Annotated in this window: 22 protein-coding genes; 9 read left to right on the top strand and 13 right to left on the bottom strand. The window is 61.1% G+C overall.

Features of this window, described 5'->3' with window-relative positions; genetic code table 11:
* Window positions 1–104: 104 nt before the first annotated feature.
* From FIV03_RS05710 to FIV03_RS05700, 3 genes are all read left to right on the top strand, one after another.
* Entirely contained in the window at window positions 105–797 is a 693-nt protein-coding gene (locus FIV03_RS05710) for a glycosyltransferase (RefSeq protein WP_152508964.1), read from the top strand.
* 164 nt (window positions 798–961) lie between these two features.
* A complete protein-coding gene (locus FIV03_RS05705) occupies window positions 962–1,384 on the top strand; it encodes a DUF2852 domain-containing protein (protein WP_023002401.1) in 423 nt (140 codons plus the stop codon).
* 209 nt (window positions 1,385–1,593) lie between these two features.
* Window positions 1,594–2,331: a SprT family zinc-dependent metalloprotease gene (locus FIV03_RS05700; protein WP_152511830.1), complete on the top strand. Its 738-nt coding sequence runs from the start codon at window positions 1,594–1,596 to the stop codon at window positions 2,329–2,331.
* Between the two features lie 10 nt (window positions 2,332–2,341).
* Here the strand turns inward: FIV03_RS05700 and FIV03_RS05695 are convergent, their stop codons facing one another.
* Together FIV03_RS05695 and FIV03_RS05690 are read right to left on the bottom strand one after the other, a co-directional pair.
* Complete coding sequence (locus tag FIV03_RS05695) at window positions 2,342–3,226, bottom strand: EamA family transporter (RefSeq protein ID WP_152508963.1); 885 nt, start codon at window positions 3,224–3,226, stop codon at window positions 2,342–2,344.
* Window positions 3,223–3,486: a cyclase gene (locus tag FIV03_RS05690; RefSeq protein WP_152508962.1), complete on the bottom strand. Its 264-nt coding sequence runs from the start codon at window positions 3,484–3,486 to the stop codon at window positions 3,223–3,225. Before FIV03_RS05690 ends, FIV03_RS05695 begins: the two co-directional genes overlap by 4 nt.
* Before the next feature lie 87 nt (window positions 3,487–3,573).
* Between FIV03_RS05690 and FIV03_RS05685 the strand changes: the two genes are divergently transcribed.
* Both FIV03_RS05685 and FIV03_RS05680 read left to right on the top strand, forming a co-directional pair.
* Complete coding sequence (locus FIV03_RS05685; protein ID WP_173013781.1) at window positions 3,574–4,407, top strand: LysR family transcriptional regulator; 834 nt, start codon at window positions 3,574–3,576, stop codon at window positions 4,405–4,407.
* A gap of 76 nt (window positions 4,408–4,483) precedes the next feature.
* Entirely contained in the window at window positions 4,484–4,921 is a 438-nt protein-coding gene (locus FIV03_RS05680) for a hypothetical protein (protein WP_152508960.1), read from the top strand.
* 262 nt (window positions 4,922–5,183) lie between these two features.
* On the opposite strand, the gene FIV03_RS05675 is transcribed toward FIV03_RS05680, so the two are convergent.
* From FIV03_RS05675 to FIV03_RS05660, 4 genes are all read right to left on the bottom strand, one after another.
* The gene (locus FIV03_RS05675) at window positions 5,184–7,433 is read right to left on the bottom strand and encodes a PBP1A family penicillin-binding protein (RefSeq protein ID WP_152508959.1); all 2,250 of its coding nucleotides are present in this window, start codon (window positions 7,431–7,433) and stop codon (window positions 5,184–5,186) included.
* Window positions 7,434–7,758: 325 nt separating this feature from the next.
* A complete protein-coding gene (locus FIV03_RS05670) occupies window positions 7,759–8,697 on the bottom strand; it encodes a GNAT family N-acetyltransferase (RefSeq protein WP_152511829.1) in 939 nt (312 codons plus the stop codon).
* A gap of 289 nt (window positions 8,698–8,986) precedes the next feature.
* The gene (locus FIV03_RS05665) at window positions 8,987–11,404 is read right to left on the bottom strand and encodes an ATP-binding protein (protein WP_152508958.1); all 2,418 of its coding nucleotides are present in this window, start codon (window positions 11,402–11,404) and stop codon (window positions 8,987–8,989) included.
* Between the two features lie 107 nt (window positions 11,405–11,511).
* Complete coding sequence (locus FIV03_RS05660; RefSeq protein WP_173013780.1) at window positions 11,512–11,928, bottom strand: Lrp/AsnC family transcriptional regulator; 417 nt, start codon at window positions 11,926–11,928, stop codon at window positions 11,512–11,514.
* Between the two features lie 138 nt (window positions 11,929–12,066).
* On the opposite strand from FIV03_RS05660, the gene FIV03_RS05655 reads away from it, so the two are divergent.
* Window positions 12,067–12,381: a cupin gene (locus FIV03_RS05655; protein WP_152508956.1), complete on the top strand. Its 315-nt coding sequence runs from the start codon at window positions 12,067–12,069 to the stop codon at window positions 12,379–12,381.
* A 587-nt stretch (window positions 12,382–12,968) separates the two neighbouring features.
* Here FIV03_RS05655 and trpS read toward each other — a convergent pair.
* From trpS to FIV03_RS05620, 7 genes are all read right to left on the bottom strand, one after another.
* The gene (trpS, locus tag FIV03_RS05650) at window positions 12,969–14,048 is read right to left on the bottom strand and encodes a tryptophan--tRNA ligase (protein ID WP_152508955.1); all 1,080 of its coding nucleotides are present in this window, start codon (window positions 14,046–14,048) and stop codon (window positions 12,969–12,971) included.
* Window positions 14,049–14,168: 120 nt separating this feature from the next.
* Window positions 14,169–15,731 (bottom strand): murein biosynthesis integral membrane protein MurJ, encoded by a 1,563-nt coding sequence (gene murJ / locus FIV03_RS05645; RefSeq protein WP_023002389.1) that lies wholly within the window; start codon window positions 15,729–15,731, stop codon window positions 14,169–14,171.
* Between the two features lie 32 nt (window positions 15,732–15,763).
* Complete coding sequence (locus FIV03_RS05640) at window positions 15,764–18,598, bottom strand: [protein-PII] uridylyltransferase (protein WP_152508954.1); 2,835 nt, start codon at window positions 18,596–18,598, stop codon at window positions 15,764–15,766.
* A gap of 171 nt (window positions 18,599–18,769) precedes the next feature.
* A complete protein-coding gene (locus FIV03_RS05635; RefSeq protein ID WP_023002387.1) occupies window positions 18,770–19,141 on the bottom strand; it encodes a helix-turn-helix transcriptional regulator in 372 nt (123 codons plus the stop codon).
* A gap of 4 nt (window positions 19,142–19,145) precedes the next feature.
* The gene (locus FIV03_RS05630) at window positions 19,146–19,715 is read right to left on the bottom strand and encodes a Smr/MutS family protein (protein WP_075283210.1); all 570 of its coding nucleotides are present in this window, start codon (window positions 19,713–19,715) and stop codon (window positions 19,146–19,148) included.
* Window positions 19,716–19,718: 3 nt separating this feature from the next.
* On the bottom strand, window positions 19,719–20,837 hold the full coding sequence (locus tag FIV03_RS05625) for an MltA domain-containing protein (RefSeq protein WP_209009865.1): 1,119 nt from the start codon (window positions 20,835–20,837) through the stop codon (window positions 19,719–19,721).
* 113 nt (window positions 20,838–20,950) lie between these two features.
* The gene (locus FIV03_RS05620) at window positions 20,951–21,679 is read right to left on the bottom strand and encodes a Tim44/TimA family putative adaptor protein (protein ID WP_023002384.1); all 729 of its coding nucleotides are present in this window, start codon (window positions 21,677–21,679) and stop codon (window positions 20,951–20,953) included.
* A gap of 238 nt (window positions 21,680–21,917) precedes the next feature.
* Between FIV03_RS05620 and FIV03_RS05615 the strand changes: the two genes are divergently transcribed.
* The 3 genes from FIV03_RS05615 (at window position 21,918) to polA (ending at window position 26,626) form a co-directional block, all read left to right on the top strand.
* Window positions 21,918–22,430, top strand: coding sequence for an FxsA family protein (locus FIV03_RS05615; RefSeq protein WP_152508952.1), 513 nt, complete (start codon window positions 21,918–21,920; stop codon window positions 22,428–22,430).
* Window positions 22,431–22,548: 118 nt separating this feature from the next.
* Window positions 22,549–23,580 (top strand): acyltransferase family protein, encoded by a 1,032-nt coding sequence (locus FIV03_RS05610; protein WP_152508951.1) that lies wholly within the window; start codon window positions 22,549–22,551, stop codon window positions 23,578–23,580.
* A gap of 55 nt (window positions 23,581–23,635) precedes the next feature.
* Window positions 23,636–26,626 (top strand): DNA polymerase I, encoded by a 2,991-nt coding sequence (gene polA, locus FIV03_RS05605; RefSeq protein WP_152508950.1) that lies wholly within the window; start codon window positions 23,636–23,638, stop codon window positions 26,624–26,626.
* The last annotated feature ends 101 nt before the right edge of the window (window positions 26,627–26,727 follow it).

Genomic DNA, 26,727 nt, shown 5'->3' with positions numbered 1-26,727 from the left:
CCCAAAAAGTCCGGTTTCTGGCGGCAGCCTGCCTGCTGCTATTGATTCTGGCCTTTCGGCCCAATACAAGTGCCGGTCAGACAGCGAGGCCGGAGGTTTCAGTAGTGCTCAATATTTTTATTGGTTTCGATCCGCGTGAAGCGATTGCCTATCATGTTTGCGCCAATAGCCTGACCCGGCTTTCGAGCGACGTGCTGGCGATTACGCCGCTGTCGCTGCACAATTTGAAGACCTACAACGAGACCCATACCGACGGGTCCAATCACTTCATCTACACCCGCTTCCTGATCCCGAGCCTGATGAACTACAACGGCTGGGCGCTGTTCATGGACGGCGACATGATCGTGCGGGACGACATTGCCAAGCTGTTCGCCATGCGCGACGAGAGCAAGGCGGTCATGTGTGTCCACCACGACTATCAGACCCGGCAGACCACCAAATATCTCGGCTCGAAGAACGAGAACTACCCGCGCAAGAACTGGTCCAGCGTGGTGTTGTGGAACTGCGGTCACCCGGCCAACAAGGTGGTAACGCCCGACTTCGTGATGAATGCCACCGGCGCGCAGCTGCACCGGTTCACCTGGCTGGACGACGAAGTCGTCGGCGAGCTGCCGAAGGAATGGAACTGGCTGCCGGATGAATTCGGCCCCAACCCCGACGCGAAACTTCTTCACTTCACGCTCGGCACGCCCTGCTTCCACGAATATGCCAACGCGCCGATGGCGGCTGAATGGCACCGCGAGAAGCTTCTGGCGAACTATTCGGCGCAACATGTGATCGACGGCCCATTCGACTGATCCGTTTCGCATTTTACATATGAATCAATGAAGTAGACCCGGTCCGCAACTTTGCGGGCCGGGTTTTTCCTTGCCGGAATTCTGTGATCCCTGTCACGAATCCTTGAAGGAGCCTGCAATCGTCCCCACTTGGAAAGTCGTGGATGTCTGAAATGGATAGGACGATGACAACAGCCAAAAGTTGCATGATCAAACCTGCCTGGACGCCGGTAACTATCGGCCTGATGGTGCTGGGTTTCGTGGCATTCTGGCCGCTTGGCCTTGCCATGCTTGCCTACATTTTGTGGGGCGACCGCTTTGAAGGCATGCTCCGCGATGCGAAAGATCAGTGGCGGGGCAGCCCGCTGAAGGGAGCCTTCGAGCAGATGAATACGACTGCCTATGCCCGCACGGGCAACGTCGCATTTGACGACTATCGCGAGCGCGAACTGAAGCGACTGGAAGAAGAGCGTGCCAAGCTCGACACCATGCGCGCCGAGTTCGATGATTTCCTCCGTGAATTGCGCCGCGCGCGCGATCAGGAAGAATTCGACCGCTTCATGGCCAACCGGGGCCGCAGCACTGGCGACGAAGCCACACCGCTGTAAAGTCTCCTCCTCCCGGACCCGTTCCCCGACGGCCAGACCAAGAGCGGCGCCTGAAAAGGCGCCGCTCTTGTCCGTTTCAGGACAGCCAAAATTGCAGCCGGCCTTCAGAAAGCCGGAATCTCATTCAATTTCCCCCTTTAGAATTGCCGCGAAATCGCTCGCAAATTCGCTAAAATCAAGACAACTGATTCGATGGACCTTCGCCCTTGATGTTTCTCCGCGCCGGCAAGAAAACGCTGCCCGACCATATCGAGATCCAGACCGGTGCCAGTGCCGTGCGCATCCGCCTCAAGGCCAATCCGCGCGCGCAGCGGTATCTTCTGCGTCTGCCGGCCGACAGGTCCGGTCCGGTGCTGACCGTCCCCAAGGGCGGCGATCTTGCCCGTGCCGAGCGGTTCGCGCGCCAGCACATCGATTGGCTGATAGAGCGTCTGCAGGACAGGGCGGACCACGTCACGTTTCTGCCCGGGGAAATCGTGCCCCTGCGAGGAGAGGATCACGTCATCGTGCCAACCGGCAAGCTGCGCGGGTTGATTACCCTTGGCCGGAACGACGCCGGATTGCCGGCGCTGTTCGTGCCGGGTGCTGAGGACCACATCCCGCGCAAGGTCACCACCTGGCTGAAGGAACAGGCCCGGGCGGACCTCTCTGCCCGCACCACACTCCACGCCGCAGCCATCGGCAAGAAGGTCGCGGCCATCAGCATTCGCGACACCACCAGCCGCTGGGGATCTTGCGCCTCCAACGGACGACTTTCCTTTTCCTGGCGGCTCATTCTGGCGCCAACGGATATCCTCGATTATGTCGCAGCCCACGAGGTGGCGCATCTGAAGGAAATGAACCACTCGGCGCGCTTCTGGCGCCTGTGCGAACAGCTTGCCCCGCAAACACCGAAGGCCCGCGTCTGGCTGAAGCAGAACGGGGTTCGCCTGCACGGATACGGCTGAAATTGCCTTCCTAGCCGCCCGACCGGCGCAGGCGCGCTGCAGATGGCCAACCGAACAGGTTGACGCAAAGACCCGACACCACCAGCGCTGCCGCGCCCAGTTTCCACGGCTGCAGGGGCTCGCCCAGAACAAGGGCGGCTGAGAGCATGCCTACGATCGGTACCAGAAGGGTGAAGGGCGCCACGGTCGCCGCCGGATATCTTGCCAGAAGGCCGCTCCACACCGAAAAGCCCAGCAAGGTCGTCGGGTAGACGATGTAGACCAGAGCTAACAGCCCCTGCCACGAAACGGTTTCATGGACCTGCCGGTAGACGTCGAGACCCTCGACGAACGCCGACAGCAGCAACAGCGGCAGCGGAGCCACAAGGCTTCCCCAGGCAACCAGCGACAGCAGATCAACGGTGCCGATGCGCTTGGTAACAAGATTGGCGATAGCCCAGGAACAGGCGGCCAGAACGACCAGACCAAGCCCGGTCAGCGTTGTACTGCCCGTCAGGTTGAATGCCACAAGGCCAAGGCCTGCGGTCGCCAGCATGGCTCCGGCAATCTGCGCCGGACTGGCTGTTTCACCCAGAAAGGCAACGGCCAGTGCTATCGTGATGAACACATGAACCTGCAGCACAAGCGAGGCCAGTCCTGCCGGTATTCCAAGGTGCATGCCGGCAAACAGAAGTCCGAACTGCAGCGCGAACATGAACAGGCCGAACAGGACAACCAGCTTCATCGACGTGCGCGGCCGCTTCAGGAAAAGGACGGCCGGAAAAGCTGCCAGGGCAAAACGCAACGCGGCAAACAGGATCGGCGGCAGTTCCTGCAGACCGATCTTGATCACCACGAAATTGAATCCCCACACCGACACCACAACAAGCGCGAGCAAAATGTCCCGGCCCTTCAAGGCCGGGTCTCCGTCCGGTCTTCCGCCGCCGGTTGGCGCTTGTGCGCTTCGGTAATGATCGTCTTGTTGAGGATACGCACCTCGCCGACCATCAACAGCCGCATGTCGCGCACAATGTAGTCTGCAAGTTCGTCGTCCGAGATGGTCTTTCCGGGAATGTCGAGCCGGAAGCCCTGCCCCTGAATGCCGCCACCGTTCGAGAAATCGATCTCGAAATCGAAGCAGACCCGTTTTTCGTCATTTGTCTGGATGTGTGTCATGGCTTGTCTCCTCAAATGGACATAGCCAACCATTGGTCCTATTGTGAAATTAATTGTTCTGGACTTATTGAAAAGAAAAATTACTCAATGGATGAACATGTCCTGCGCACCTTCGTCGCTGTCTGTGAACGGCAAAGCTTCCGCGCCGCCGGCGAGGATGTCGGGCGGACCCAGTCTGCCGTCAGCCAGCAGATAAAGGGCCTGGAAGCCGAACTCGGTGTTCAGTTGTTCAACCGCTCCACCCGTTCGGTCGAGATGACGCCGGCGGGACAGACCTTCTACAGCCATGCCTGCAGCCTGCTGGCCCGGCACCGCGAGGCGGTATCAGCCGCGCGCGGGGCTTCGGTGTTGCCGTACCTGCGCATTGGCGCAACGGACGACATCGCCGCCTATGGCCTCGTGCCTGTCTTGAGAGCGCTGGAAGCCGGCCCGGAGCCCTGCTCTCTCGATCTGGAAACCCACTCCTCGCAGATGCTTCTGGCAAGTCTCGGCTCCCGGTACGATCTTGCCATCGTGGTGTCGCCCCAGCGGGGCCGGACCGGTGACCTTGTTGCCAGCGTGCCGCTTGTCTGGCTCGGCAGCGCGTCGCTTTCAACATCGCAAAATGCCCTGCCGCTTGCGGTCTATGCCGACAGATGTGCCATGCGCGATGCCGCCATTTCCGCGCTGGACACGAGCGCCGTGAAATGGACGACCAAGGCCACCGTGTCCGGCCTTATCGTCATCGAGGCGGCTGTCCGTGCCGGTATCGCCGTGGCTCCGGCCCTCGCCGGGTTCCATGCCGCCGACCTGCCCACAGTCACCTCGCTGCCTGCCCTGCCACACCTGGAACTTCGCATCGTCGCCGGAACGCCGGTGGGGGAAACATACCTGCCCTATGTGCGCGAAGGTCTGCAGGGGCTTCTGGAGGCAAAAGGGTAAGCGGCGGCCGGGCAAAACCAGTTGCAAACACGGGAGAATCTGCTTCGATTCCGAAGGGGAAGCCGGGAGATGCAACATGAAAAGCTTGAGATATCCGATCAAAGGCGCCGCGCTGGCCTTGCTGGGCCTGGCCCTGCCGGGACTGACGTTCTCCGGTCAGGCCATGGCCGACAGCTGCTGGAACCACAACGGCTCACTCATGAGGCTTCAGGCGCAGGGTAATCAGCGCTGGCTGTCCTACGAAGTTCCGAAACCGGTCCTGCGCAACGCCGGCGTCCAGCGTGGCACGCTGCTCTTCAACGGCGCCAAGAACGGCAACTGGTATTCCGGCACCGCCCGGGTGTTTTCCAAATACTGTCCGGGTTCGCCGCTGGAATATTTCGTCGAAGGTCCGGTGCGCGGCGACCAGCTTCAGGTTACGGTCACCGGCACCCGTGAAGTCTTCAACCAGTGCCGCCCCACCGGCCGCTACACCACCGACACGCTGGTGTTCACCTACAGCCATCAGTGCTGAGGGCGGAATTTACGGATATGTGTCGCAGGTATTTCTGAGAAATGGAGCAAGTGGCCCATCCTTCGAGACTGGCCTCTGGCCTTCCTCAGGATGAGGAAGATGTGTGTTGAAGGCCAGGGAAGATCAACATAGTGAACCTCATCCTGAGGAAGGCTGAAAGCCTGTCTCGAAGGATGGGCTGCACACACACGGTCGGAACGCGCAGTTCCACCGGCTGAAGCCTCAAACACGGTCTTATGAGCCGTGAACAACAGTGCCCGGATCAGCCGCCACCAAACAGATTGCGCAGCAGGTTCAGCGGGCCGCGGCGTTCGCCGTTGCCTTCGCCGCCACCACCTATGGGGGCTGGCGGTATCGGTTCGCTGCCGGAGCCGACGGTTTCCACCGGGCCGGGCTTGCGTGGGGCGGAGACGGTCGCCGGAACATCCGGCACGCCGGGCAGGTCTGCCACGGGCAAGCCCTCGTGGGAGGCATCCATCACCTCTTTCCAGACAGTGGCGGGCAGCCCGCCGCCGGACGCCTTGCGCGTCGGTGAGTTGTCGTCATTGCCGAACCAGACGGCGGTGGTCAGATTGCCCGTATAGCCGATGAACCAGGCGTCACGGAAATCCTGGCTGGTGCCGGTCTTGCCCCCGGCGGGACGCCCGCTTTCCAGCCGTGCCTTGCGGCCCGTGCCGGTTACCAGGGTTTCCGACATCATCATGTTCATTTCGCCGACCAGACGGCGGTCGATGACGCGGCCGCGTCCATCGCCGGAGCGGGAATAAAGCGTCTTGCCGTCCACGGTCTTGATCCGCCGGATCACATGCGGAAGCACGCCATAGCCACCGTTGGAGAACGGCACATAGGCACCGGCGATTTCCAGCGGCGTAACTTCGGAGGTGCCGAGCGCGATCGACAGGTTGTTCTTCATTTCCGAGGTGACACCCAGCCGTTTGGCCGTGTCGGCAACGGTTCCCGCGCCAACCTCATAGGTCAGCTGCGCGGCCACCGTGTTCAGCGACAGGCTGAGCGCCCGTGTCAGCGTCACCGGGCCGTAGTAATCCTTGGAATAGTTCTGGGGTGACCAGTTGCCGAACCGGACCGGCTGGTCCTGGCGGATGGTCTGGGGCGAAAGGCCGTTTTCAAGCGCGGCCAGATAGACGAACGGCTTGAAGGACGAGCCCGGCTGCCGCTTGGCGTAGGCCGCGCGGTTGAACTGGCTCTTGGAATAATCGGCCCCGCCAACCAGCGCCTTCACGGCACCCGCGGTGTCCAGCGTCACGACAGCCCCTTGGGAGACGCCGTATTTCTCGCGGTTTTCCTTCAAGGCGCTGCGCAGCGCCTGTTCGGCAGCCCGCTGCATCTTCGGGTCGATGGTTGTGTCGACCACGATGTCGGTCTCGATCGAGCCGATGAAATGCGGCAGCACGTCCATCACCCAGTCGGCGGCATAGTTCTCGCTGGCGGTGGTGTAGCGGCGCACCACCTTGGCGGGCGCGGCCAGGGCGTTCTTGGCTTCATCGCCCGTGATGTAGCCTTCCTCGTTCATGGCAGCGAGCACAAGCTGGGCGCGGTCTTCAGCAAGGTCCGGATTGCGGGCGGGCGAATAGCGCGACGGCGCCTTGAGCAGGCCTGCGATGGTGGCGGCTTCCGGAATGGTCAGAAGCCGTGCCGATTTGCCGAAGTACCTGCGGGCGGCGGCGTCCACGCCATAGGCGCCGGAGCCGAGATAGACCCGGTTCAGGTACATTTCCAGGATCTCGTCCTTGGAGTATTCGGCCTCCAGCCAGAAGGCGAGCACCAGTTCCTGGATCTTGCGCTTGATCGTCCGATCCTGTTCCAGGAACAGGTTCTTGGCAAGCTGCTGGGTCAGCGTCGAGCCGCCCTGCTGCAGGCGGCCGGAGGTGAAGTTGGTGTAGACGGCACGGGCCAGGCCGATCGGGTCGACACCGAAATGGGAGCGGAAGCGCCGGTCCTCGATGGCGATGACGGCATTGGGCAGATAGGGCGGCAATTGCTCCAGGCGCACGGCTTCACCGCCGGTGTCTCCGCGGTTTGCCAGCAATTCGCCATTGGCGGCGACAATCTTGACGTTTGGCGGTCGCGCCGGAACCTGCCATTCGGAGGTCGGCGGCAGAAAGGCGGCGTAATAGCCGACCAGGCAGACAACGGCGATGGTGCCCCAGATGCCGAGCACCATGCTCCAGTAGAAGCCGCGCTTGAGAAGGCGGCCGAACGCAGTCGGGGCCTGGAACCTGTTCTTGCGTTTGGCCTTGCGCCGCTTGGCGCCGGACCGGCCGCCGCCCCTACCGTTGCCTCGGCCATTGCCGTTGCCGTTCTTGGCCGTCTTGCGGGGCGAGGATCCGGGTTTTTTCTTGGCTGGAGCCTTGCGGGTCTTGCCCTTGCCGGACGACTTGGAAGAAGGCGCAGCTGGACGGTCCTGCGGGCTTAAACGCAGGTCGAGCAGGCTACTGCCTGAATTTCCGAATGTCGGTTCAACACGCGGCTGGCGTTTCGCCCGAGGCGCCATTGATCCTTCGTCCCCTAACTCCGTACCAACCAGGGTTGGCGTTATCCGGCAAACGCCGGTTTCCCCGGAGATGAGCTTAAATTGCGGCGATTTAAGGGGGCGTTAAGGCTACGGGCTTTTGCACGGGCAAGACGACAGGATGTTCAGCTACAGGCGGCGCGGTATGGCTCCATATCCATCCGCACAAAAGGCAGCAAACCCGCAGCACCGGGAACCGAATGCCGCTCAAACGCAGGAGAAATGCAAAGACTTGTGCCTCCGCAACCCCGGTTAAGGGTCAAGCCTGGCCGGGAGGACGAAGGAAAGCCTGGCAGCAGTGCCGGATCTAGCTGGAATAGCGGCTTGCGTCAGCGCCGTAATAATTGACGTAGCGCGTGTTGAGTTCGGACACCGGCATGATGATCAGCACATCCGTCGTGCCGAACTGGTGATCGATCACCGCCCCGTCGCCTATGAACGCGCCGAGGCGCAGATAGCCCTTCACAAGCGGTGGCAGGGCCCGCAGCGCTTCCTTGGAATTGAGTTCCTCGGCCGGCATGCGGTTCATTTCGACGTATCTGTCTTCCACCGCGCGCACGCGCCATTCTTCCGGGGCGCGGGCATTGTGATGCAGGAAGGCGAGCTGGCCGGCGATGGCATCCGGATTGGTGCCTTCGATCGAGGCACAGCCGAGCATGACATCGATGTTGTGGCGCAGAACATAGGACCAGATGCCGTGCCACAGAAGCTCGACGGTTTTCTTGTTGCGATAAGGCTTCAGAACGCAGGACCGGCCGAGTTCCATGAAGCGCTTGCCCGGGTTTGCGTCGATCAGCGACTGGATGTCGTATTCGGCGGCGGTATAGAAACCGGCATGCTGATCGGCGATTTCCTGGCGCAGGATCCGGTAGGTTCCGACGATTTCAGGCTTCAGGCGGCCCAGCTTGTTGCGCTTCTGCAAGTCGTGGTCGACCACGAGAAGGTGATCGCAATAGGCATCGAAGGGGTCGGCATCACGGCGGGTTGCCAGCGTATGCGCATCGGCAATGGCCGACATTTCCTCGTAGAAAACGTCATAGCGCAGGCGCTGCGCCTTTTTGACTTCCTTGAAGTTGCGGGCCATCCGCACTTCCAGGGAGCCGATCCGGCCGAGCGTTTCACCGGTCTTGACTGGGGTCTGCAGCGCTGGCCCGACGCGCTGCGCGTTGGGGAGGTTGGCGTCCGGACGCATTGCCGGTGTGAATTTCCTGACCAGTTTCCTGGGAGAAAAAAGCCCTTGGCGCATTATGGACATTCCACCCTCGTGTATTCCTTATGGCGCACTGACAGGTTTCACAGGTTCTCGTCTGTTTCACTTGCCGAATTACCTTCGCCGGAACATTACGTCCGAACCCGGTCAGTGTGCTTCAAGCTTGCCGTAGAACATACTATTCCGACAGCTGGATGACACTCGGTTTTTTGCGCCGTGTTTTCCACGCGCAAGCTTAGCTCACTCTTGCGGCTTTGTGAATTTCTACGAGCGCCGGTGGAAGCGTTTCCACTTCCGGCTGTCGCGACAGGGAAAGTTCGCTGCGTCAGGCGCGGCTGATTTCAGCCAATGCGTCGGAAATCGCTTCCACGGAAAGCGGTTTCGTCAGATAGCCGGCAGCGCCCACTTCGGTCGCCTTGTCCCTTGCATCCTTCATGACGTCGGCGGTCACGATCAGCACCGGCACATTGGCCCGGCCTGCGGCCTGTTCGTCGGAACGGATCTGGCGAATGGCCTGGAACCCGTCGAGGCCTGGCATGTGCAGATCCATCAGGATTGCGTCGTAAGCGCCGCTGGCGGCTTCCTCGACGGCCTTTTCGCCGTCGATCACCATCACCGGCACATGGCCGAGCTTGCGCAGCATGGCTTCGCTCAAGAGGCGGTTGATGTCGTTGTCTTCCGCCACGAGCAGGCGCAGCGGCCGGGCCGGAACCTTGTAGCGGTTCGGCAGGAAGCCGTTGCTGACGGGCTCCGCACTTGCGTCCCAGGCGTGTTCAATGCCGTCGTCGTCCAGCAGGCCGGAAAAGATCTGGACCAGGGTCTCGATCCGCACCGGGCGGATCAAATAGGCGGCATACCCGGCTTCGCGCAGATGTTCCAGGCGCTCGCGCTCCGGTGGGGCGATCATAACAACCGCTGGAGCCTTGCATCCGGTCAGGCGGGCAGAGGCCAGCCAGCCGCCACTGTCGGAAAGGGCGCCGTTGTCGACCACCAGTAGATCGGCCTCGGCCAGCGCGGCATCGAGATCCGAACTGCCCGGGGCATGCACGGACACATTGGCCGCGTGATATTGCAGCCGTCTGGCCAGCAGCGGGCATTCGATCTGGCTGGTGCTGACGAACACGATCCTGCGGCCCTCAAGTTTGGCAAGGCGCGGATCCGTGTCGGCAACGAGGGATTCGGGAATCGGCAAGGAAACGCGGAACTGCGCGCCGCCGTCTTCGGAAGGCTGCGCGGCGATTTCGCCACCCATCAGGCCGGCAAGCCGCTGGGCGATCGCCAGACCGAGGCCGGTGCCGCCGAACTTGCGCGCCGGGCCATGGTCGACCTGCTCGAACTCCTGAAACAGCCGCTCGGCCTCCTGTTCGTCAAAGCCGATGCCGCTGTCGCGCACGTCGATATCCAGAAAACCGCCACCGTCCGAATTGGGACGCCCTGTCAGTTCCACGGCAACGCCGCCCTCATCGGTGAACTTGATGCCGTTGCCGATGAGATTGTAGAGGATCTGGCGGACACGGGTGGCGTCCAGCGTCACCTCTTCCGGCAGGTTCGGGTCAAGCATGGAGCCGATTTCAAGCGACTTGGCGTGGGCCTTCGGGGCAAGCAGTTCAACGACGCTTTCCACCAGGGCGCCAACCCGAACCGGGGCGGCCTGAATGTCGAGCTTGCCGGCCTCCACCTTGGAAAAGTCGAGCACTTCATCGATCAGGAGCAGCAATGTTTCGCCGGAGGTTTCCAGCGCCTCGATATAGGCGCTCTGTTCCTTGGTCAGGCGGGTGTCGCGCAGGAGCGCGGCCATGCCGAGCACCCCGTTGAGCGGCGTGCGGATCTCGTGGCTGACGGTCGCAAGAAAGCGGGACTTCGCCTCGTTGGAGCTTTCGGCGGAATGACGGGCAGCCAGCAGTTCTTCTTCGATCAGGCGCCGCTCGGTCACGTCGCGCAGAACGGTCTGCACCAACTGGCGATCCGTCGTGGTATCGCGCACCGGAATGTCGATACGTGAGAACCAGCGCGGGCCCTGCGCGGTATCGATGTGGAGATCCTGAAAACCCATGCCCGGGGTCGTCTTGTCCAGGGCCTGCGTGACGGCGCTTTCAAAGCCCACTTCCTCAAGCAGCGGCAGATGCAGGGTTGCGCCCGGCTGCAAGGCATGTCCGAGCCCGAACACATCGTCGGCAGCAGAGTTCACATAGGTGATGGTCCCGTCCTGGTCGCGCCGGACGACGACATCGCCAAGCGTTGCCAGAATGCTGGCGTGACGTTCATCGGATTCGCCGAGTTCCCAGGCGCGGTCTTCCAGTTCCTCGCAGCGTGCCATCAGGCGGCGGATCTTGTCATCCTTCACCTGTAACGCCTGCACCGAGCGCTGCATGTCGTCGGCGAACAGCCGCCAGACAGCCAGCCCGCCGGCAAAGAAGGTCAGACCAAGACCGAGAAACCGGTTCAGGCCCTCGCCGGAAACCATGATGAAACCTGCGGCAAGGCCGATGATCATGCCCGCCAGGGCAAGATGCTGCAGCGATTTGGCAGGCGCGGAGACGGGCGCATCGGTTGCCCGGCGGCCTGGGCCGACTTCGGGACCGACATCCTCCTCGTCGAGGGTATCCGAGATGCTGGAAGAATATTCGTCTGTAGTTACGGTGTCCGCAGAAGAGAGCTTTTGCTCTTCGGCAAAGAATTTGTCCTGCGTGTCATCGGCTTCTGGCGCGGCATTGGCGGCGCGTTCGCTGTTTTGACTGACCAAGATAACTACTCTCTACAAGATCCTGTTGCCTTGAGAGTGCGTTGTAAACTTTGAGAAACCGTTTCATTGCCTGACAAAAAAAGTAAATCGGGAATTTCGCACCGCGTTCATATCCAGTCTTTCAGCACCGGATGGGTCTCGACATTGGCAATTCCATCAAGGGCAGCAATACGGTTGCGAAGCTCGGCGAGGCTCTCCAGCGTCCGGGCGCGCACCAGCAGAACCATGTCCCTGTCACCGGAAATCGAGCGGCACTGGAGAACTTCTTCGAATTTCGAAACCACCGGCGCAATCGCCGCACAGGTCGCCGAACCCGTCCGGATCCACAGATAGGCTTCGATTTCGGCCGGCTCCGGATCGCTGATCCGGATCGTGTAGGTGCGAATGACGCCGGTTTCTTCCAGCTTCCGGATCCGGGCCTGAACGCTCGACCGGGCCAGGCCGACATGGGCAGCCAGCGTTTTCACAGGTGTCCGGCTGTCGGCTTCCAGCAGTTGCAGCAAGGTCCGGTCGATTGAATCCATGGGTCTTCTGTCATTGTCCTGTGTGTCGAACTGCCGCCGCTCGCCGGCAATTGACCGGCCGAACCGGTGAAAATGCCGGAAGAAACGAGAGCCTGTCCGCGATAGCACCCTTGAGTGATTTTGCAGCGGGAGAGTTTCATGGATTTCCATCTCGATACAAGCAGCTTTACGGCGGAAAGAGCCTGGGGGTCACGTCTGATCGGTGAACTGGACGGCATCACGGTCCGCCTGCACTGGACGGACAAGCCCTACAAATGGCACGTCAACGACGGTCCGGAAGTCTTCGTGGTTCTGTCGGGCACGGTCGACATGCACTACCGCGAGGCCGCAACCGAGAAGGTTCAACGCCTGACCGAAGGTCAGATCTTCTTCGCCAACGACGGCGATGCCCATGTGGCCCATCCGGTCGGTGAGGCAAGGGTGCTCGTTGTCGAGCGCAAGGATAGCGTTTGACGAGAGAGGTCACGGGGCAGCCCAGGGAGCGGAGGCAGTGGCAATGTACAAACCGGTTGGTGAGCCCCGTCGACCGGATGAAAGTCCCAACCTCTCAACCCACCCCGTCATTGCAGGGCTCGACCCTGCAATCCATCCCATGACCTTCGTCCACCGCAAAGCTTCGCCGATTTGGGGCGTATCGGCATGGATCCCATGGTCGAGCCATGGGATGACGGAATTGAGGAAGGGAAAAAGGCCTGCCTTTTCATCCCAGGCAATGCATAGCAAAGCCCGGGAGTCAGCATTGGCTGTCGTCAGTGCCGGCTCCCACGTGCTGCCATGATTTGTCATCCCGGTTTGACGCAACGCGGCAAGACCGGGATCCAGTACGCCGTGTCGTCCGAGGCGAATAATCGCAAATCAGCTGGATACTGGATCCCTGCCTGCGCGGGGATGACGACCTGCAAGGGTATGAGGCGGATCTCCGCTTTTTTCCGGGCAAGGCGCAACGGTGTAAGGTGGAACGTTGCGGATTGCGGTTACCCAAACAAAAAACCCGGCAGAAACCTGCCGGGTTTTCAGGATCAGGTTGTTGTCGCGTCTGTTTACCGGACGTCGAGGAAACCGATGATCTTGCGAACGTCCTTCAGCACCGGTTCGGCGATGGCGGAGGCCTTTTCGACGCCTTCCTTCAGGATGGCGTCGATCTGTGCCTTGTCGTCCATCAGGCGGCGCATTTCGTCGGTCATCGGCGAGAGTTTCGCCACCGCCAGGTCGGACAGGGCCGGCTTGAAGGCGGAGAACTGCTGACCGCCGTATTCCTTCAGGACATCGGCCTTGGTCGCGTCGCTCAGGGCGGCATAGATGCCGACCAGGTTGTCTGCTTCCGGGCGGCCTTCCAGTCCGTCGGTTTCGCTCGGCAGGGCGTCCGGATCGGTCTTGGCTTTCTTGATCTTCTTGGAGATCGAGTCCGCGTCGTCCGTCAGGTTGATGCGCGACAGGTCCGACGGATCGGACTTCGACATCTTCTTGGTGCCGTCACGCAGCGACATGATCCGGGTGGCCGGGCCGGCGATCATCGGCTCGGTCATCGGGAAATAGAGATATTCCGGCAGCTCCGGCGACGGCGTCGGGTTCTCGATGCCGATATCCAGTTCCTTGATTCGGTCCGCAAAGTCGTTGTTGAACTTGGCGGCGATGTCGCGGGTCAGTTCCAGGTGCTGCTTCTGGTCGTCGCCGACCGGAACATGGGTCGCGCGGTAGGCCAGAATGTCGGCGGCCATCAGGCTCGGATAGGCGAACAGGCCAACGGAAGCGTTTTCCTTGTTCTTGCCGGCCTTTTCCTTGAACTGGGTCATGCGGTTGAGCCAGCCCATGCGCGCCACGCAGTTGAAGATCCAGGCAAGTTCGGTGTGTTCGCGAACCTGGCTCTGGTTGAAGATGATCGATTTCTTCGGATCGATGCCGGCGGCCATATAGGCAGCGGTCACTTCACGGGTTGCCTGGGCAAGCTCGTGCGGATCCGGAAATCCTGCAGTGATGGCATGGCTGTCGACGACGCAGAAGATCGTCGGCATCTGATCCTGCAACGGAACCCAGCGCGAAACGGCGCCCAGGTAGTTGCCAAGATGCAGGTTGCCTGTCGGCTGGACGCCGGAAAAGACACGGGGCTGGAACTCCGCCATTTCAAATCCCTTTGATGGTGCGGCCGGTTGGAAGGGCGCTATGAATGTTTGGGCGGGCCGGGTTTAAGCCCGGTCCGTTATGCATGCAAGCTGGAAACGGCGTGCTCCGGCGTTTCGCGGTCAGGTGTTGCGCCGTCTCAACGCTTTCAGCATGCCGACAAGGTCGGATCCGCCGCTGAGCTGGGTGAAGACGGCAAAGGTGACCATGCCGACGAGCACGAGCAGAACGAGACTGCCCGCGCGCACCGCCAGCCACGGCGCCGATAGCCAGGAGGCCATGTAAATGGCAGCAAAATGCACCGCGACCCCCATCAGCAGGCTTGCGAGCACCACCAGCGACAGCCGTCGGAGCAGCTTGAAATCGGGCTGGAAATGGCCCCGTCGCCACAGAACGATGATCAGGAGGCCGGTGTTCACCCAGCCAGCCAGCGTTGTGGCCAGCGCGATGCCCACATGCTGGAGCATGGGAAACAGCGCGATCGAGAAGCCGACGTTCACGACCATGCCGACAACGGCAAAGATCATCGGCGTCTTGGTGTCTTCCCGCGCGAAATAGCCGGGCGAAAATACCTTGTTGAGCACAAAGGCGGGCAGGCCAAAGGCAAATGCCGTCAGGGCTGCAGCCGTGCCTTCCACGGCGGCGGCATCGAAGCGGACCCGCTGGAACAGCACCGAGACGATCTCCTGCGGTATGACAGCCAGGGCAACCGCGGCCGGCAGGGTCAGCACCAGTGAGAACTCCAGTGCGCGGTTCAGGCTGTGCTGGTAAGCGCCCATCTGCCCGGCGCGCAGTTGCCGCGTCAGGCTGGGTAAAAGCACCACGCCGATGGCGATGCCGATCACCCCGAGCGGCAACTGGTAGAGCCGGTCAGCGAAATAGAGCAGCGCATTGGCGCCTTCCTGCATGGAGGCGATGATCTGGCCGACGGCAATGTTGATCTGGGTGACGCCGCCGGCAACGACGCCCGGAATGCCAAGCATCAGCAGGCGTTTGGCTGACTTGGTATAGCGCGGGCGGAAGACGGGGATCTTGAAGCCGAGGCGCTTCAGGTCAATCAGGACGACGATCAACTGCACGATCCCGCCAACGGTGACGCCGATAGCCAGAATGACCCCGAGCGCCGTGTCGTCCTTGATACCGAGATAAAGCACTGCGCCCAGAACGGCGCTCATCACCACGTTCAGCATCACCGGTGCGAAGGCAGCAGCGGCAAAGCGCTGATAGGTGTTGAGAATGCCGCCGATGAAGGCAAGCATCGACATGAAGATCAGATAGGGGAACGCGATCCGCGACATCAGCACCGTCAGATCGTACTTGGTAGGGTCTTCCACGAAGCCCGGTGCCAGTGCCCACACCACAAGCGGCATGAAGATCTGCGCAAAAGCAGTCAGCACCAGCAGGCAGAACAGCAGCGCTGCGCCGATTTCCCCGGCGAACCGCTTCGCACCCGCATCGCCCTCTTCCTCGACCGTTCGCCCGAACAGCGGGATGAAGGCGGAGTTGAAGGCGCCTTCCGCGAACAGCCGGCGAAACAGATTGGGCAGACGGAAGGCCACCACAAAGGCATCGGCAACCGGACCGGCCCCGACGACGGCGGCCAGAAGCACGTCGCGAACGAAGCCGAGCAGGCGGCTCAGCAGGGTCGCGCTGCCGACGGTTGCGAAATTGCGGACGAGACTCATGCCGGAAGGACTCCGAAGAGGAAGGTATGCACTTATGAAGCCTGCCGCTGAACCTTGCGGGTTGCCGGAGCTGCCGGATCGAGTTCCACATGGCCGTCGACCGCATCGGCAAGGCGCTCACGGATGATTTCCTGACGGCCGATGTTGGCAATTTTCTGTCCGGTGAGATCGGTGACGTAGAAAACGTCGACCACTTTCTCGCCGAAGGTCGAGATATGGGCCGAACCGATGTTCAGATTGAGCGTCGCGATGGAGCGCGTCAGGTCGTAGAGCAGGCCCGGCCGGTCGAGGCCGGAAATCTCCAGCACCGTGTATTCGTCCGACAGCGCGTTGTTGACCAGCACTTCGCTGGCCACCTTGAAGGCCTTCATGCGGCCCTTGACGCCGGTCTTCTTGGAAACGGGCTCCGGAAGCCGCTCTTCGCCGCGCAGCGTGGTCTCGATCAGCTTGGCAATCCGCTCGCCGCGGCGCTTTTCGTCTTCGTCGTCCGGCAGTTCCCGGCCGATGAAGATCGTGTCCAGCGCGTAGCCGTCTGTGGTGGTGTCGATCTGTGCGTCAACAATATTGGCACCGGTCGTGTAGCAGGCCCCGGCAATGATCGACAGAAGGCGCGGATGGTCCGGCGCCATGATCGTCAGCTCGGTCACACCCTCGAAGGCGCGCGGGATGACCTGGAAGGCAAGCTGCCTCTTGTCCTTGTCGGCCTTGTGCAGAAGTTCGGCATGGGACACCAGCCGTTCCGGCTCCGTACGCAGCCAGTAGGCCGGATAATGCCGGTTCAGATAGGCATTGCGGTCCTTGGCGGACCAGTGCTCCAGCTTGCTGCCGAGCTCTTCCTTGGCCTTGTCGATGGTCTGGCGATGCGACATCTTCGTATGGCCGCCGGACAGATGCGGTTCGGTGGCATAGTACAGCGTGCGCAGCAGCTGGCCTTTCCAGCCGTTGAAGACGCCGGGTCCGACGGCGCGAATGTCTGCCACAGTCAGGATCAGGAGCAGTTTCAGCCTTTCGAGCGACTGCACCGTGTTGGCGAAATCCGTGATCGTCTTGCGGTCCGACAGGTCGCGCGACTGGGCGATGGTGCTCATGTCCAGGTGATGCTCGATCAGCCAGGCAACGGTCTCGGTTTCCGCGTCGTTCAGTCCGAAACGCGGGCACAGCTTGCGCGCGACCCGGGCGCCGGCGATCGAATGATCTTCCGGCCTGCCCTTGGCGATATCGTGCAGGAACATGGCGACAAACAGCACCTTGCGGTTCTGCAGCGTCAGGATCAGGTCGGTCGCCAGCGGATGGTCGTCGCCGGAATTGCCGCGCTCGATATCGGCCAGCACGCCGATGGACCGGATCAGGTGCTCGTCGACCGTGTAGTGGTGATACATGTTGAACTGCATCATCGCCACCACCTTGCCGAACTCGGGTACGAAGCGGCCGAGTACGCCGGTTTCGTTCATCTTGCGCAAGGTCTTTTCCGGTGCGTGCCGGGAGGTCAGGATCGACAGGAAAAGCCGGTTCGCTTCAGGGTCGGCGCGCAGGCTTCCATCGACCAGCTTCAGCGAATGCCGCATCAGGCGGGTCAGCTGCGGATGCATGTTGTAGTCATGCTTGTCCGCGATCTGGAACACCCGCAAGAGGTTGGTCGGATCGGTTTCGAACACGGTGTCGGATACCGCATTCAGGCGGTTGTTCTCCACCACGAAGCCGGTCGCCCCTTCAACGGGCTTGGCGGTTGCCGAAACGCGGCCTGCGCGAAGGCGGCGCATCATGCCGGTCAGGCCCTTGCCGCGCGGTTCCTTGACATGCTCTTCCTCCAGTGCGGCACAGATGATGCGGGTCAGATCGCCGACATCCTTGGCCACCAGGAAGTAGTGCTTCATGAAACGCTCGACATCCTTCATGCCCGGATGCTGGGTGTAGCCGAGCCGGATCGCGATCTCGCGCTGGACATCAAAGGACAGGCGCTCTTCCGGCCGTCCTGTCAGGAAATGCAGGTGGCAGCGGACCGCCCACAGGAAGTCGTCCGATTTCTTGAACCTTGAATATTCCGAACGGGTCAGAACACCCTTCTTGACCAGTTCCGATTGTCTTTTGACGCGGTAATGGTACTTGGCGATCCAGAACAGGGTGTTGAGGTCGCGCAGGCCGCCCTTGCCTTCCTTGATGTTCGGTTCGACCAGATAACGCGAGGCACCCTGGCGCTTGTGGCGGTCGTCGCGTTCCTGAAGCTTGGCGGCGATGAACTCGGAGCTGGTGCCTTCGACCACTTCCTTGTCGAAACGCTCTACGAGTTCCTCGAACAGGGCTTCGTCACCCCAGATGAAGCGGGCTTCCAGAATGGCGGTGCGGATGGTCATGTCCGACTTGGACAGACGAATGCACTCTTCGATGTTCCGGGTCGCGTGGCCTACCTTGAAGCCCAGGTCCCAGAGCATGTAGAGGATGTATTCCACTACCTGCTCGCCCCAGGGGGTCTGCTTGTAGGGCAGCACGAACAGAAGATCGATATCGGACCCCGGCGCCAGCGTGCCCCGGCCATAACCGCCGACGGCGGCAATGGACATTCGCTCCGCGGCGGACGGGTTCTTGATCCGGTAGACGTGGTGCAGGGCGAAATCGTAGATCACGCGGATCAGTTCGTCCTGGATATAGGACAGCCGCCCGGCGCACAGCAGCCCGCCGCCGTCCTCGTCCAGCATCGCCTGGGCCTTGCCGCGAGCGTCTTTCACCACCTGCTTCAGCATCGCAAGAACAGCCGAACGGGTCTTCATGTCCGAACCGTCGCCGTCATTGCCGGCCGTCAGCGCGGTCAGGCGATTTCTCAGGTCGTCGGCATCGATCAGTCCGGCAAGGTCTTCCTGGGAGAGTTTCATACTGGTCCAGTGTTCCGTTCAGCAGGCGCAGGTTTGCTGGAGGTTATATAGAGGATGGGGTTGAAGGACACGTAAATCCTGAATTGACCTGAAACAGGCTGCGTTCCAATCGGAACAGAAACAGGAATGCACCGACATGCCATGGTTTGAACCTGGCGAGGGCATGCGTCGTTACACACCGTCCTTCACGGCGGCAACCCGGAGCTGGTGCAGGAGGGCTGCAAGAGACTCTTCGGAAAGGCCTCCGATCTTCAGCGCAAGCTGGTTGGCAAGTTCGGTGGCCTTCGGGTCCATGCCGGCCGTGTCGATGGTGACGCGAGGGTCGGACAGTTCGGCCAGGCGCTGGATTTCTTCCGCCTCATCCCAGATGACGTTGAAATAGGTGATGATTCGCTGCACCAGAAACCAGGTTGGCTTGCCACGCTTGCCATGTTCCAGCGCGGACAGATAGGCACTGGAAACCGACAAGGCCGCTGCCATTTCCTTCAGCGACACATCCCGTTTTATCCTGAGTTCCCGGATTTTTGCGCCAAGTGGGGTCACGGCCCTACCTTCTTTTTCGAATGCGAACGTACAGTGCGCCGCCGCCGCCGTGGTTCGCGTGGGCTTCCTCGTAGCCAAGTACCACGGATCGCAAGTCGGGCATCGACAGCCACTGGGGCACCATTCTGCGCAAAACGCCGCGCTCGTCCATATAGGCGCGTGCGTCACCGCTGCCCTTGCCCGTGATTACCAGCACGACTTTATGACTTCTCGCCTGCGCCTGGTAGAGAAAGCCGCGCAGCCGGTCATGCGCCTGATGCTGGGTCAGGCCGTGCAGGTCTATCCGCGCATCGATGGCCTTCACGCCGCGCACCAGCTTGCGGCGGTAGCGGTGTTCCAGCTGATGCAGCGGCAGCGGTGTTGGCGGCGCCTTGGCCGCAGCGGGAGCCTGGATCGCGGTCGCGGTTTTCAGCGCCTTTGCGGGTGCCGCCGGTTCGGTTTCGGTGATTTTCTCAAGCTCGGCCTTGAGGTCCTGAGCCCTGTCCGGATGCAGCGGCGTCAGGGTTTTGGCAACCTTGCCCCACAGTTCCCTGTCTTCCGGCGACAGTGTCCCTTTTTTACCCCGTCTTGCCATGTCTCAGTCCGCCGCCACACCAGTGGGACCAAGACGGATGTTCGGCACCAGGATCGTGAACTCGGCCTTGTGGCGGATTTCTCCGGCAATGGCGCCTGCCGTCTGCCCGGATCCGACGAAGATATCGCCCCGCGCCGGTCCCTTGATTGCCGATCCGGTGTCATCTGCCACCATCAGCCGTCGGAAAGCGCCGTCGTCGCTGTCGTGATCCTTCAGCGCGGAGGCAACGAAAACCAGGGATCCATAGGGAATGAAACTCGGATCGACCGCAAGGCTGCGGCCTGCCGCAAGGGGAAGGCCCGCGGCCCCGACGGGCCCGTCGTTCACGCCGATTTCGTCGACTTCCCGAAAGAAGATGAAAGACCGGTTTTGCCGGAACAGCTGATCGCGCTCCTCCGGATGCGCTTCCAGCCAGGCACGAAGTCCGGCAGCCGTGAAGTCCTCCGGCGTGCCTTCTCCGCGCGTCACCAGCAACCGGGCAATGCCGGTGTAGGGGTGGCCTGTCTTGCCCGCATAACCGACCCGCATCGCGCTTCCGTCCGCAAGACGCAGCCTTGCCGAGCCCTGAACATGCACGAAATAGGCGTCGGTCGGATCGGCAAGCCAGACGAGTTCGAGGTTTTCCGGATCGAGCTTGCCATCCATGATGGCGCTCCGATCCGGCATTTCGGTGACGCGTCCATCAACCCGCCGTCCATGGCTGAGCGTTTCGGGCCAGTCCTGTGGCCGGTTTTCCGGCGTGATCGCCTCCAGGCCTTCCGGCTTTTTGAGCAAGGGATACCGGAATATGTCGGTTCTGACCCGCGAGGCGGCCAGTTCCGGCTCGAAATAGCCCGTCACAAATCCGCTCTGGGCAATTCGGTGCGGCGTGAACCGGCTTTCGAAAAAGTCCCGCGGCGCTTCATCACCGTACTTTGCGGCCTTTTCGGCGTCGTTACAGAGCGTTTGCAGATCTGCTGCGGCGACGGAGGGAAAAACGGTGTCCTGGGTCAGGATTTCCGGTTTGCGGCACAGGCGTAGAAAACCGGCAAGGGCGGCGGCATGATCGTCGTTTTGCCAGCCCGGCAGACTGGAGAAGGAGATTGCCTCGAACCGGTCCGGGATCCGTTGGCCTGGTACCATGGCTGAGGCAGCTCCTGAAAAGAAAAGCGGCGCGGCCAGAACCGCGCCCTTTAGCAGTGGGACAAGCCGGAAGCCCGGCCGGGGCCGCGTGTTCCGCTTGCCCTGCATCGTGATTACTCTGCGGATTCGGTCGCGACCAGCTTCCAGTTCGGATCGCGGGACGTGGTGTCCCGGGCGAAGGTCCAGATGTCGATCACTTCGCTTACCTTGGCCGGATCGCCGTCGACCACTTCACCGGCCTTGTCGCGCGTGGCGGAAATCAGCTGGCTGTGGATCTTCACGGTTACCTGGGCGGTCGAATTCTTCAGCGCAGCTTCGACGATTTCGGCCTTGTCGATGCCGACAAAGGTAGATTCGATGGTCTCGCCACGCTTTTCGCGATCGTCGATTGCGGTGACGAAGCCTTCATAGACTTCGCGGGACAGAAGGTTCTTCAGCGCTTTCTTGTCGCCGTCCGCAAAAGCCATCACGATCATCTCGTAGGCGGCGCGTGCGCCTTCCAGGAAGGGTTCCGGCTCGAAGCTGCGGTCGACGGACAGGATCTGTTTCAGGGCGCTGTTCAATGCGGAGCCCGCCGGGGCAACCTTGTCGATCACGACGTCGCCACCACGACCACTCTCCTCGACCGGCTCGGCCTCCAGCGTGGTCTGGTTCGGCATCGGGATGACATTGTCCTGATCGTTGCCGTTTTTGCGTTCGCGCGGCTGATCGGGCTTGGAATAGGGGTCGAATGGCGGGCGCTCATTGCCGGTGCGTTTGCCCAGCACCGATCGCAGTCTGAACAGAATGAAAACCGCAAGTCCCATCAGGAGGAGGTTCAACGGGTCAAAAATCTCGTTCATCGTAACTTCCGGTTACCCTTTTTGAGGCCCTAGAGCCGCCTGCTCTAACTGCCAGGTGAGCGCAGCCTCGTACGCAAGGCCTGTCTGCTTCCTATTTAGGGGGTCCTTGAACCAGCATCCAGACCCAAGAGCAAGACTGAATCTTTGCATTCATAGCCATTTCGTGACTGCCTGCTCGCATTTTTGCGAGTGAATGTCTACCTTAGGTCCGAATAGCTTATCAGACGATGGAGCTCCCGTGGGACTTTATATCATTGCCGCAATCCTTCTTCTGCCCCTGATCGAGATTGCGATGTTCATCTGGGTGGGAGGCTTGATCGGTGTATTCCCGACAATCCTGCTGACGGTGATCACCGCGCTGGCCGGGACAGTGATGCTGCGCCAGCAGGGCCTGTCACTGCTGATGCGCATGCAAACGGAGCTGGATGCCGGCCGCACACCCGGAAACGAGGTGATGCAGGGTGCAATGATCGTTCTTGCCAGCATTCTGCTGCTGATCCCGGGTTTCGTCACGGATGCCATCGGCCTGCTCCTGTTCATACCGCCGGTTCGCGAAGCGCTGGCGCGGTTCATCATTGCCCGATCGAACGTCGTTATCGTCGATGGGGGCGGTGGTATGCGCCGGCCGGATGACGGCGTCGTGGACCTGGACGAAGGCGACTGGAGCGAAAAAAACAGCGGCACGAGTGGTGGCTCCGGCCAGCCGAAGCTCAGCCCCTGGCAGGATGGCTCGGACAACGCGAAGCCCTGATTTCCCAAACGCTCACTAAAACGTGACTGCTGGTGTATGCGTAATATTTACCAGTCAAGGTTATGTCTGCGCTGAATTGGACCCAAAACCGGACTGAAGCGGAGCAGGCAGCGGTAGAATGAGCGCCAGGCGTGTAGATTGGGTGGATACCGCCAAGGGCATCTGCATCATCTTCGTCGTGATGATGCATTCGGTGCTTGGCGTGGAAGCCGCCGCTGGCCAGACAGGCTGGATGCATGTGGTCGTCGCCTTTGCAGCCCCCTTCCGCATGCCGGATTTCTTCCTGATCTCGGGCCTTTTCCTGTCGAACGTCATTACCCGCGACTGGAAACTCTATCTTGATCGCAAGCTCGTCCACTTTGCCTACTTTTACGTGCTGTGGATGACGATCCAGTTTCTGGTGAAGGCGCCCGTCTTCATCGAGGAGACCAGCGTTCGCGCAACGGTGGAACTCTATTTCCTGAGTTTCATCGAGCCTTTCGGTACCTTGTGGTTCATCTACATGCTGCCGGTCTTCTTCGTCGTGTCGAAGGCCGCCCACGACAAGGGTGTGCCGTGGCAACTGGTTCTGGCCGTCGGCGCACTTCTGCAGATCGCGCCGATCCACACCGGCTGGCTGCTGGTCGATGAATTCGCGGCCCGTTTCGTTTTCTTCTATGCCGGCTTTGTTTTTGCTCCGCAGATCTTTGCCCTGGCCGACTGGGCGCGCGAGCGGATCGGGATCAGTCTCGCGTGTCTGCTGGTCTGGGGCCTGGTGAACGGCACGCTGGTCTATGCCGGCTGGGCACATCTGCCGGTCATTGCGCTCGTTCTTGGTGCGGCCGGTGCGGGTGCCATCATCCTCACCAGCGCCTTGATCGTGAAATGGGGCCAGCTCGGTTTCCTCCAGCATTTCGGCGAAAACTCGATCGTCATCTATCTCGCCTTCTTCTTCCCCATGGGCGTGACGCGGGTGATTCTGCTGAAGCTGGGCATCCTTGATATCGGCACAACGTCGTTGATCGTGACGCTGGTGGCGTCGGTTAGTCCGATGATCCTGTTCTGGCTGATCCGCCGCACGAACATCGGCTGGTTCCTGTTCCGCAGGCCCGCCTGGGCCTATCTCAGCGGAACCTTTGGCGGGAAACGTCAGGCACAGGCAGCTGAGTGATCGGCAAGCTTGGAATTTTTAACTTTAGGACTTTTCTCCAGAACAGGCTGCGGGCATGATCCGCGCCATGTCGACGCAAAGCACCTCCTCCGCCCTCACCGCCGATGACCATCTCATCCTGGTCGACGGGTCCACGTTCATTTTTCGCGCTTATCACGCGCTGCCGCCACTGACGCGCAAGCCGGACGGGCTTCCTGTCGGGGCGGTTTCGGGCTTCTGCAACATGCTGTGGAAGCTGCTGCAGGAAGGCCTGACACCGGAGGAAGGCGACGAGCCCACCCATTTCGCGGTGATCTTCGACCATTCCGCGCAGACATTCCGGAACGAGATTTATCCGGAATACAAGGCCCACCGGCCAGACCCGCCGGAAGATCTGGTGCCGCAGTTCGGCCTTATCCGCGAAGCGACACGCGCCTTTTCGGTTCACTGCATCGAGCAGGAAGGCTTCGAGGCGGACGACCTGATCGCGACCTATGCCCGTGAGGCTGCCGAACAGGGCGCGCGAGTGACCATCGTTTCAGGCGACAAGGACCTGATGCAGCTGATCGGCCCGAAGGTGGGCATGATCGACACCATGAAGAACAAGACCTTCGGCGAAGCCGAGGTGTTCGAGAAATTCGGCGTCGGTCCCGACAAGGTCATCGAGGTGCAATCGCTGGCGGGCGACAGCGTCGATAACGTGCCCGGCGTGCCGGGTATCGGTCTGAAGACCGCGGCCCTGCTGATCAATGAATTCGGCGATCTGGAAACGCTGCTCGCCAAGGCCGACACGATCAAACAGAACAAGCGACGGGAAAACCTTATCGAATTTGCCGATCAGGCTCGGATTTCCAGGCAGCTCGTCACTCTCAAGCAGGATGTGCCGGTCAAGGTGCCGGTGGGCGAATTGTCGGTAACCGATGTTGACGGACCCAAGGCGCTCGGCTTCCTGAAGGCGATGGGGTTCACCACCCTCACCCGGCGCGTTGCGGATGTGACCGGGGCCGATCTGGATACGGTCGATGCATCGGACCTCAAGGTTCCGGGATGGGATGTTCCGGACCACAAGGGCCGGATGATGGAGCGCCCGGCCGGCAGTGACAGCGCGGGTTCGGAAGCTGCAAAAACCCCGGGCGACGCTGATCCGGACAACTCCGGCCTGCTGGTACCGCAGACCGTTGCCGATGCACGCGCCCAGACGATCCGGGCGATCCCGGTCGACAGCAGCACCTATGAAACCGTCACCAGCCTCGACCGCTTGAAGGAATGGTGCGACGCGGCCTTTGAAAAGGGCTACGTCGCCTTCGACACCGAAACGACATCGCTGGACGCCATGCAGGCAGAGCTTGTCGGTGTTTCGCTGTCCACCGAGCCCGGCAAGGCCTGTTATGTGCCGCTTGGCCACGTCGACGGCGAGGGTGATCTTCTTGGCGGTGGCGGTCTTGTCGAAGGCCAGATCCCGCTGAAAGACGCGCTGGAAGTGCTGAAGCCGATGCTGGAGGACCGCTCGGTTCTCAAGATCGCGCAGAACCTCAAATACGACTGGCTGGTGATGACACGTTACGGTGTCGACATTACGCCTTACGACGACACGATGCTGCTGTCCTACACGGTCGATGCCGGCAAGGGCGGCAACGGCATGGACGAACTGTCCGAGCGCTGGCTCGATCACAAGCCGATCCCGTTCAAGGAAATCTGCGGCTCCGGCAAGTCGATGATCACCTTCGACAAGGTCGCCATCGACAAGGCAACTGCCTATGCGGCGGAAGACGCCGATGTGACGCTTCGTCTCTGGCTGATCCTGAAGCCGAGGCTCGCTTCCGAACGTATGGCGACCGCCTACGAGACGCTGGAACGGCCGATGGTGCCGGTGCTTGCGCGCATGGAAAAGCGCGGCATCTCCGTCGACCGGCAGATGCTGTCGCGCCTTTCGGGTGAATTCGCGCAAGGCATGGCGGGCAAGGAAGCCGAGATTTACGAGCTGGCCGGCGAAAGCTTCAACATCGGTTCGCCCAAGCAGCTTGGTGATATCCTGTTCGGCAAGATGGGGCTTCCCGGCGGCAAGAAGACAAAGACCGGCGCCTGGTCGACCTCGGCGCAGGTTCTGGAAGATCTGGCCGCGGAAGGGCACGAACTGCCGTCGCGGATCGTTTCCTGGCGCCAGCTCTCCAAGCTGAAATCCACCTACACCGACGCCCTGCCCGGTTACATCAATCCGGAAACGGGGCGTGTGCACACATCCTACGCGCTGGCGGCAACCACCACCGGGCGCCTGTCCTCGTCGGAACCGAACCTGCAGAACATTCCGGTTCGGACCGAGGAAGGCCGCAAGATCCGCAAGGCCTTCATTGCCGAAAAGGGTCACAAGCTGATCTCGGCCGACTACAGCCAGATCGAGCTGCGCGTCCTGGCGCACATGGCCGATATTCCTCAGTTGAAGAAGGCGTTCGACGACGGGCTGGACATTCACGCAATGACGGCAAGCGAAATGTTCGGCACGCCGATCGAAGGCATGGACCCGATGGTCCGCCGCCGGGCGAAGGCGATCAACTTCGGCATCATCTACGGGATTTCCGCATTCGGCCTCGCCAACCAGCTCGGCATCTCGCGCGGCGAGGCAGGCGACTATATCAAGACCTATTTCGAGCGTTTCCCGGGCATCAAGGACTACATGGAAGCGACCAAGAAGCAGGTTCATGCGAACGGTTACGTGACCACAATCTTCGGCCGCAAGGCGCATTATCCGGAAGTGAACACCAAGAACCCGAACATGCGTGCCTTCTATGAACGCGCCGCCATCAACGCCCCGATCCAGGGGTCTGCCGCGGATATCCTGCGCCGGGCGATGGTGCGCATGGAAAACCGGCTGGAAGGCTCAAAGCTGGATGCGCAGATGCTGCTGCAGGTGCATGACGAACTGATCTTCGAAGTGCCGGATGCACAGGTGGAATCCACCATTCCGGTGATCAGGGACGTGATGGAAAATGCCTGCGATCCGGCGCTGAAACTTTCCGTGCCGCTTCAGGTCGACGCTCGCGCAGCCGACAATTGGGACGAGGCGCATTAGGGTGTGGACCCATAAATGAAGACGAAATGGCATGAGAAATGGCAAAATCGCGTTAGGAAGTGTGCGCTGGGCGGGCTTTCTGCCCGGTCAAGCAAACTGAC

Source organism: Labrenzia sp. THAF187b (assembly GCF_009363375.1).
GTDB lineage: Bacteria > Pseudomonadota > Alphaproteobacteria > Rhizobiales > Stappiaceae > Roseibium > Roseibium algicola.
Note: the sequence above shows the minus strand (reverse complement) of the source record. Positions and strands in the feature narration are given on the sequence as shown.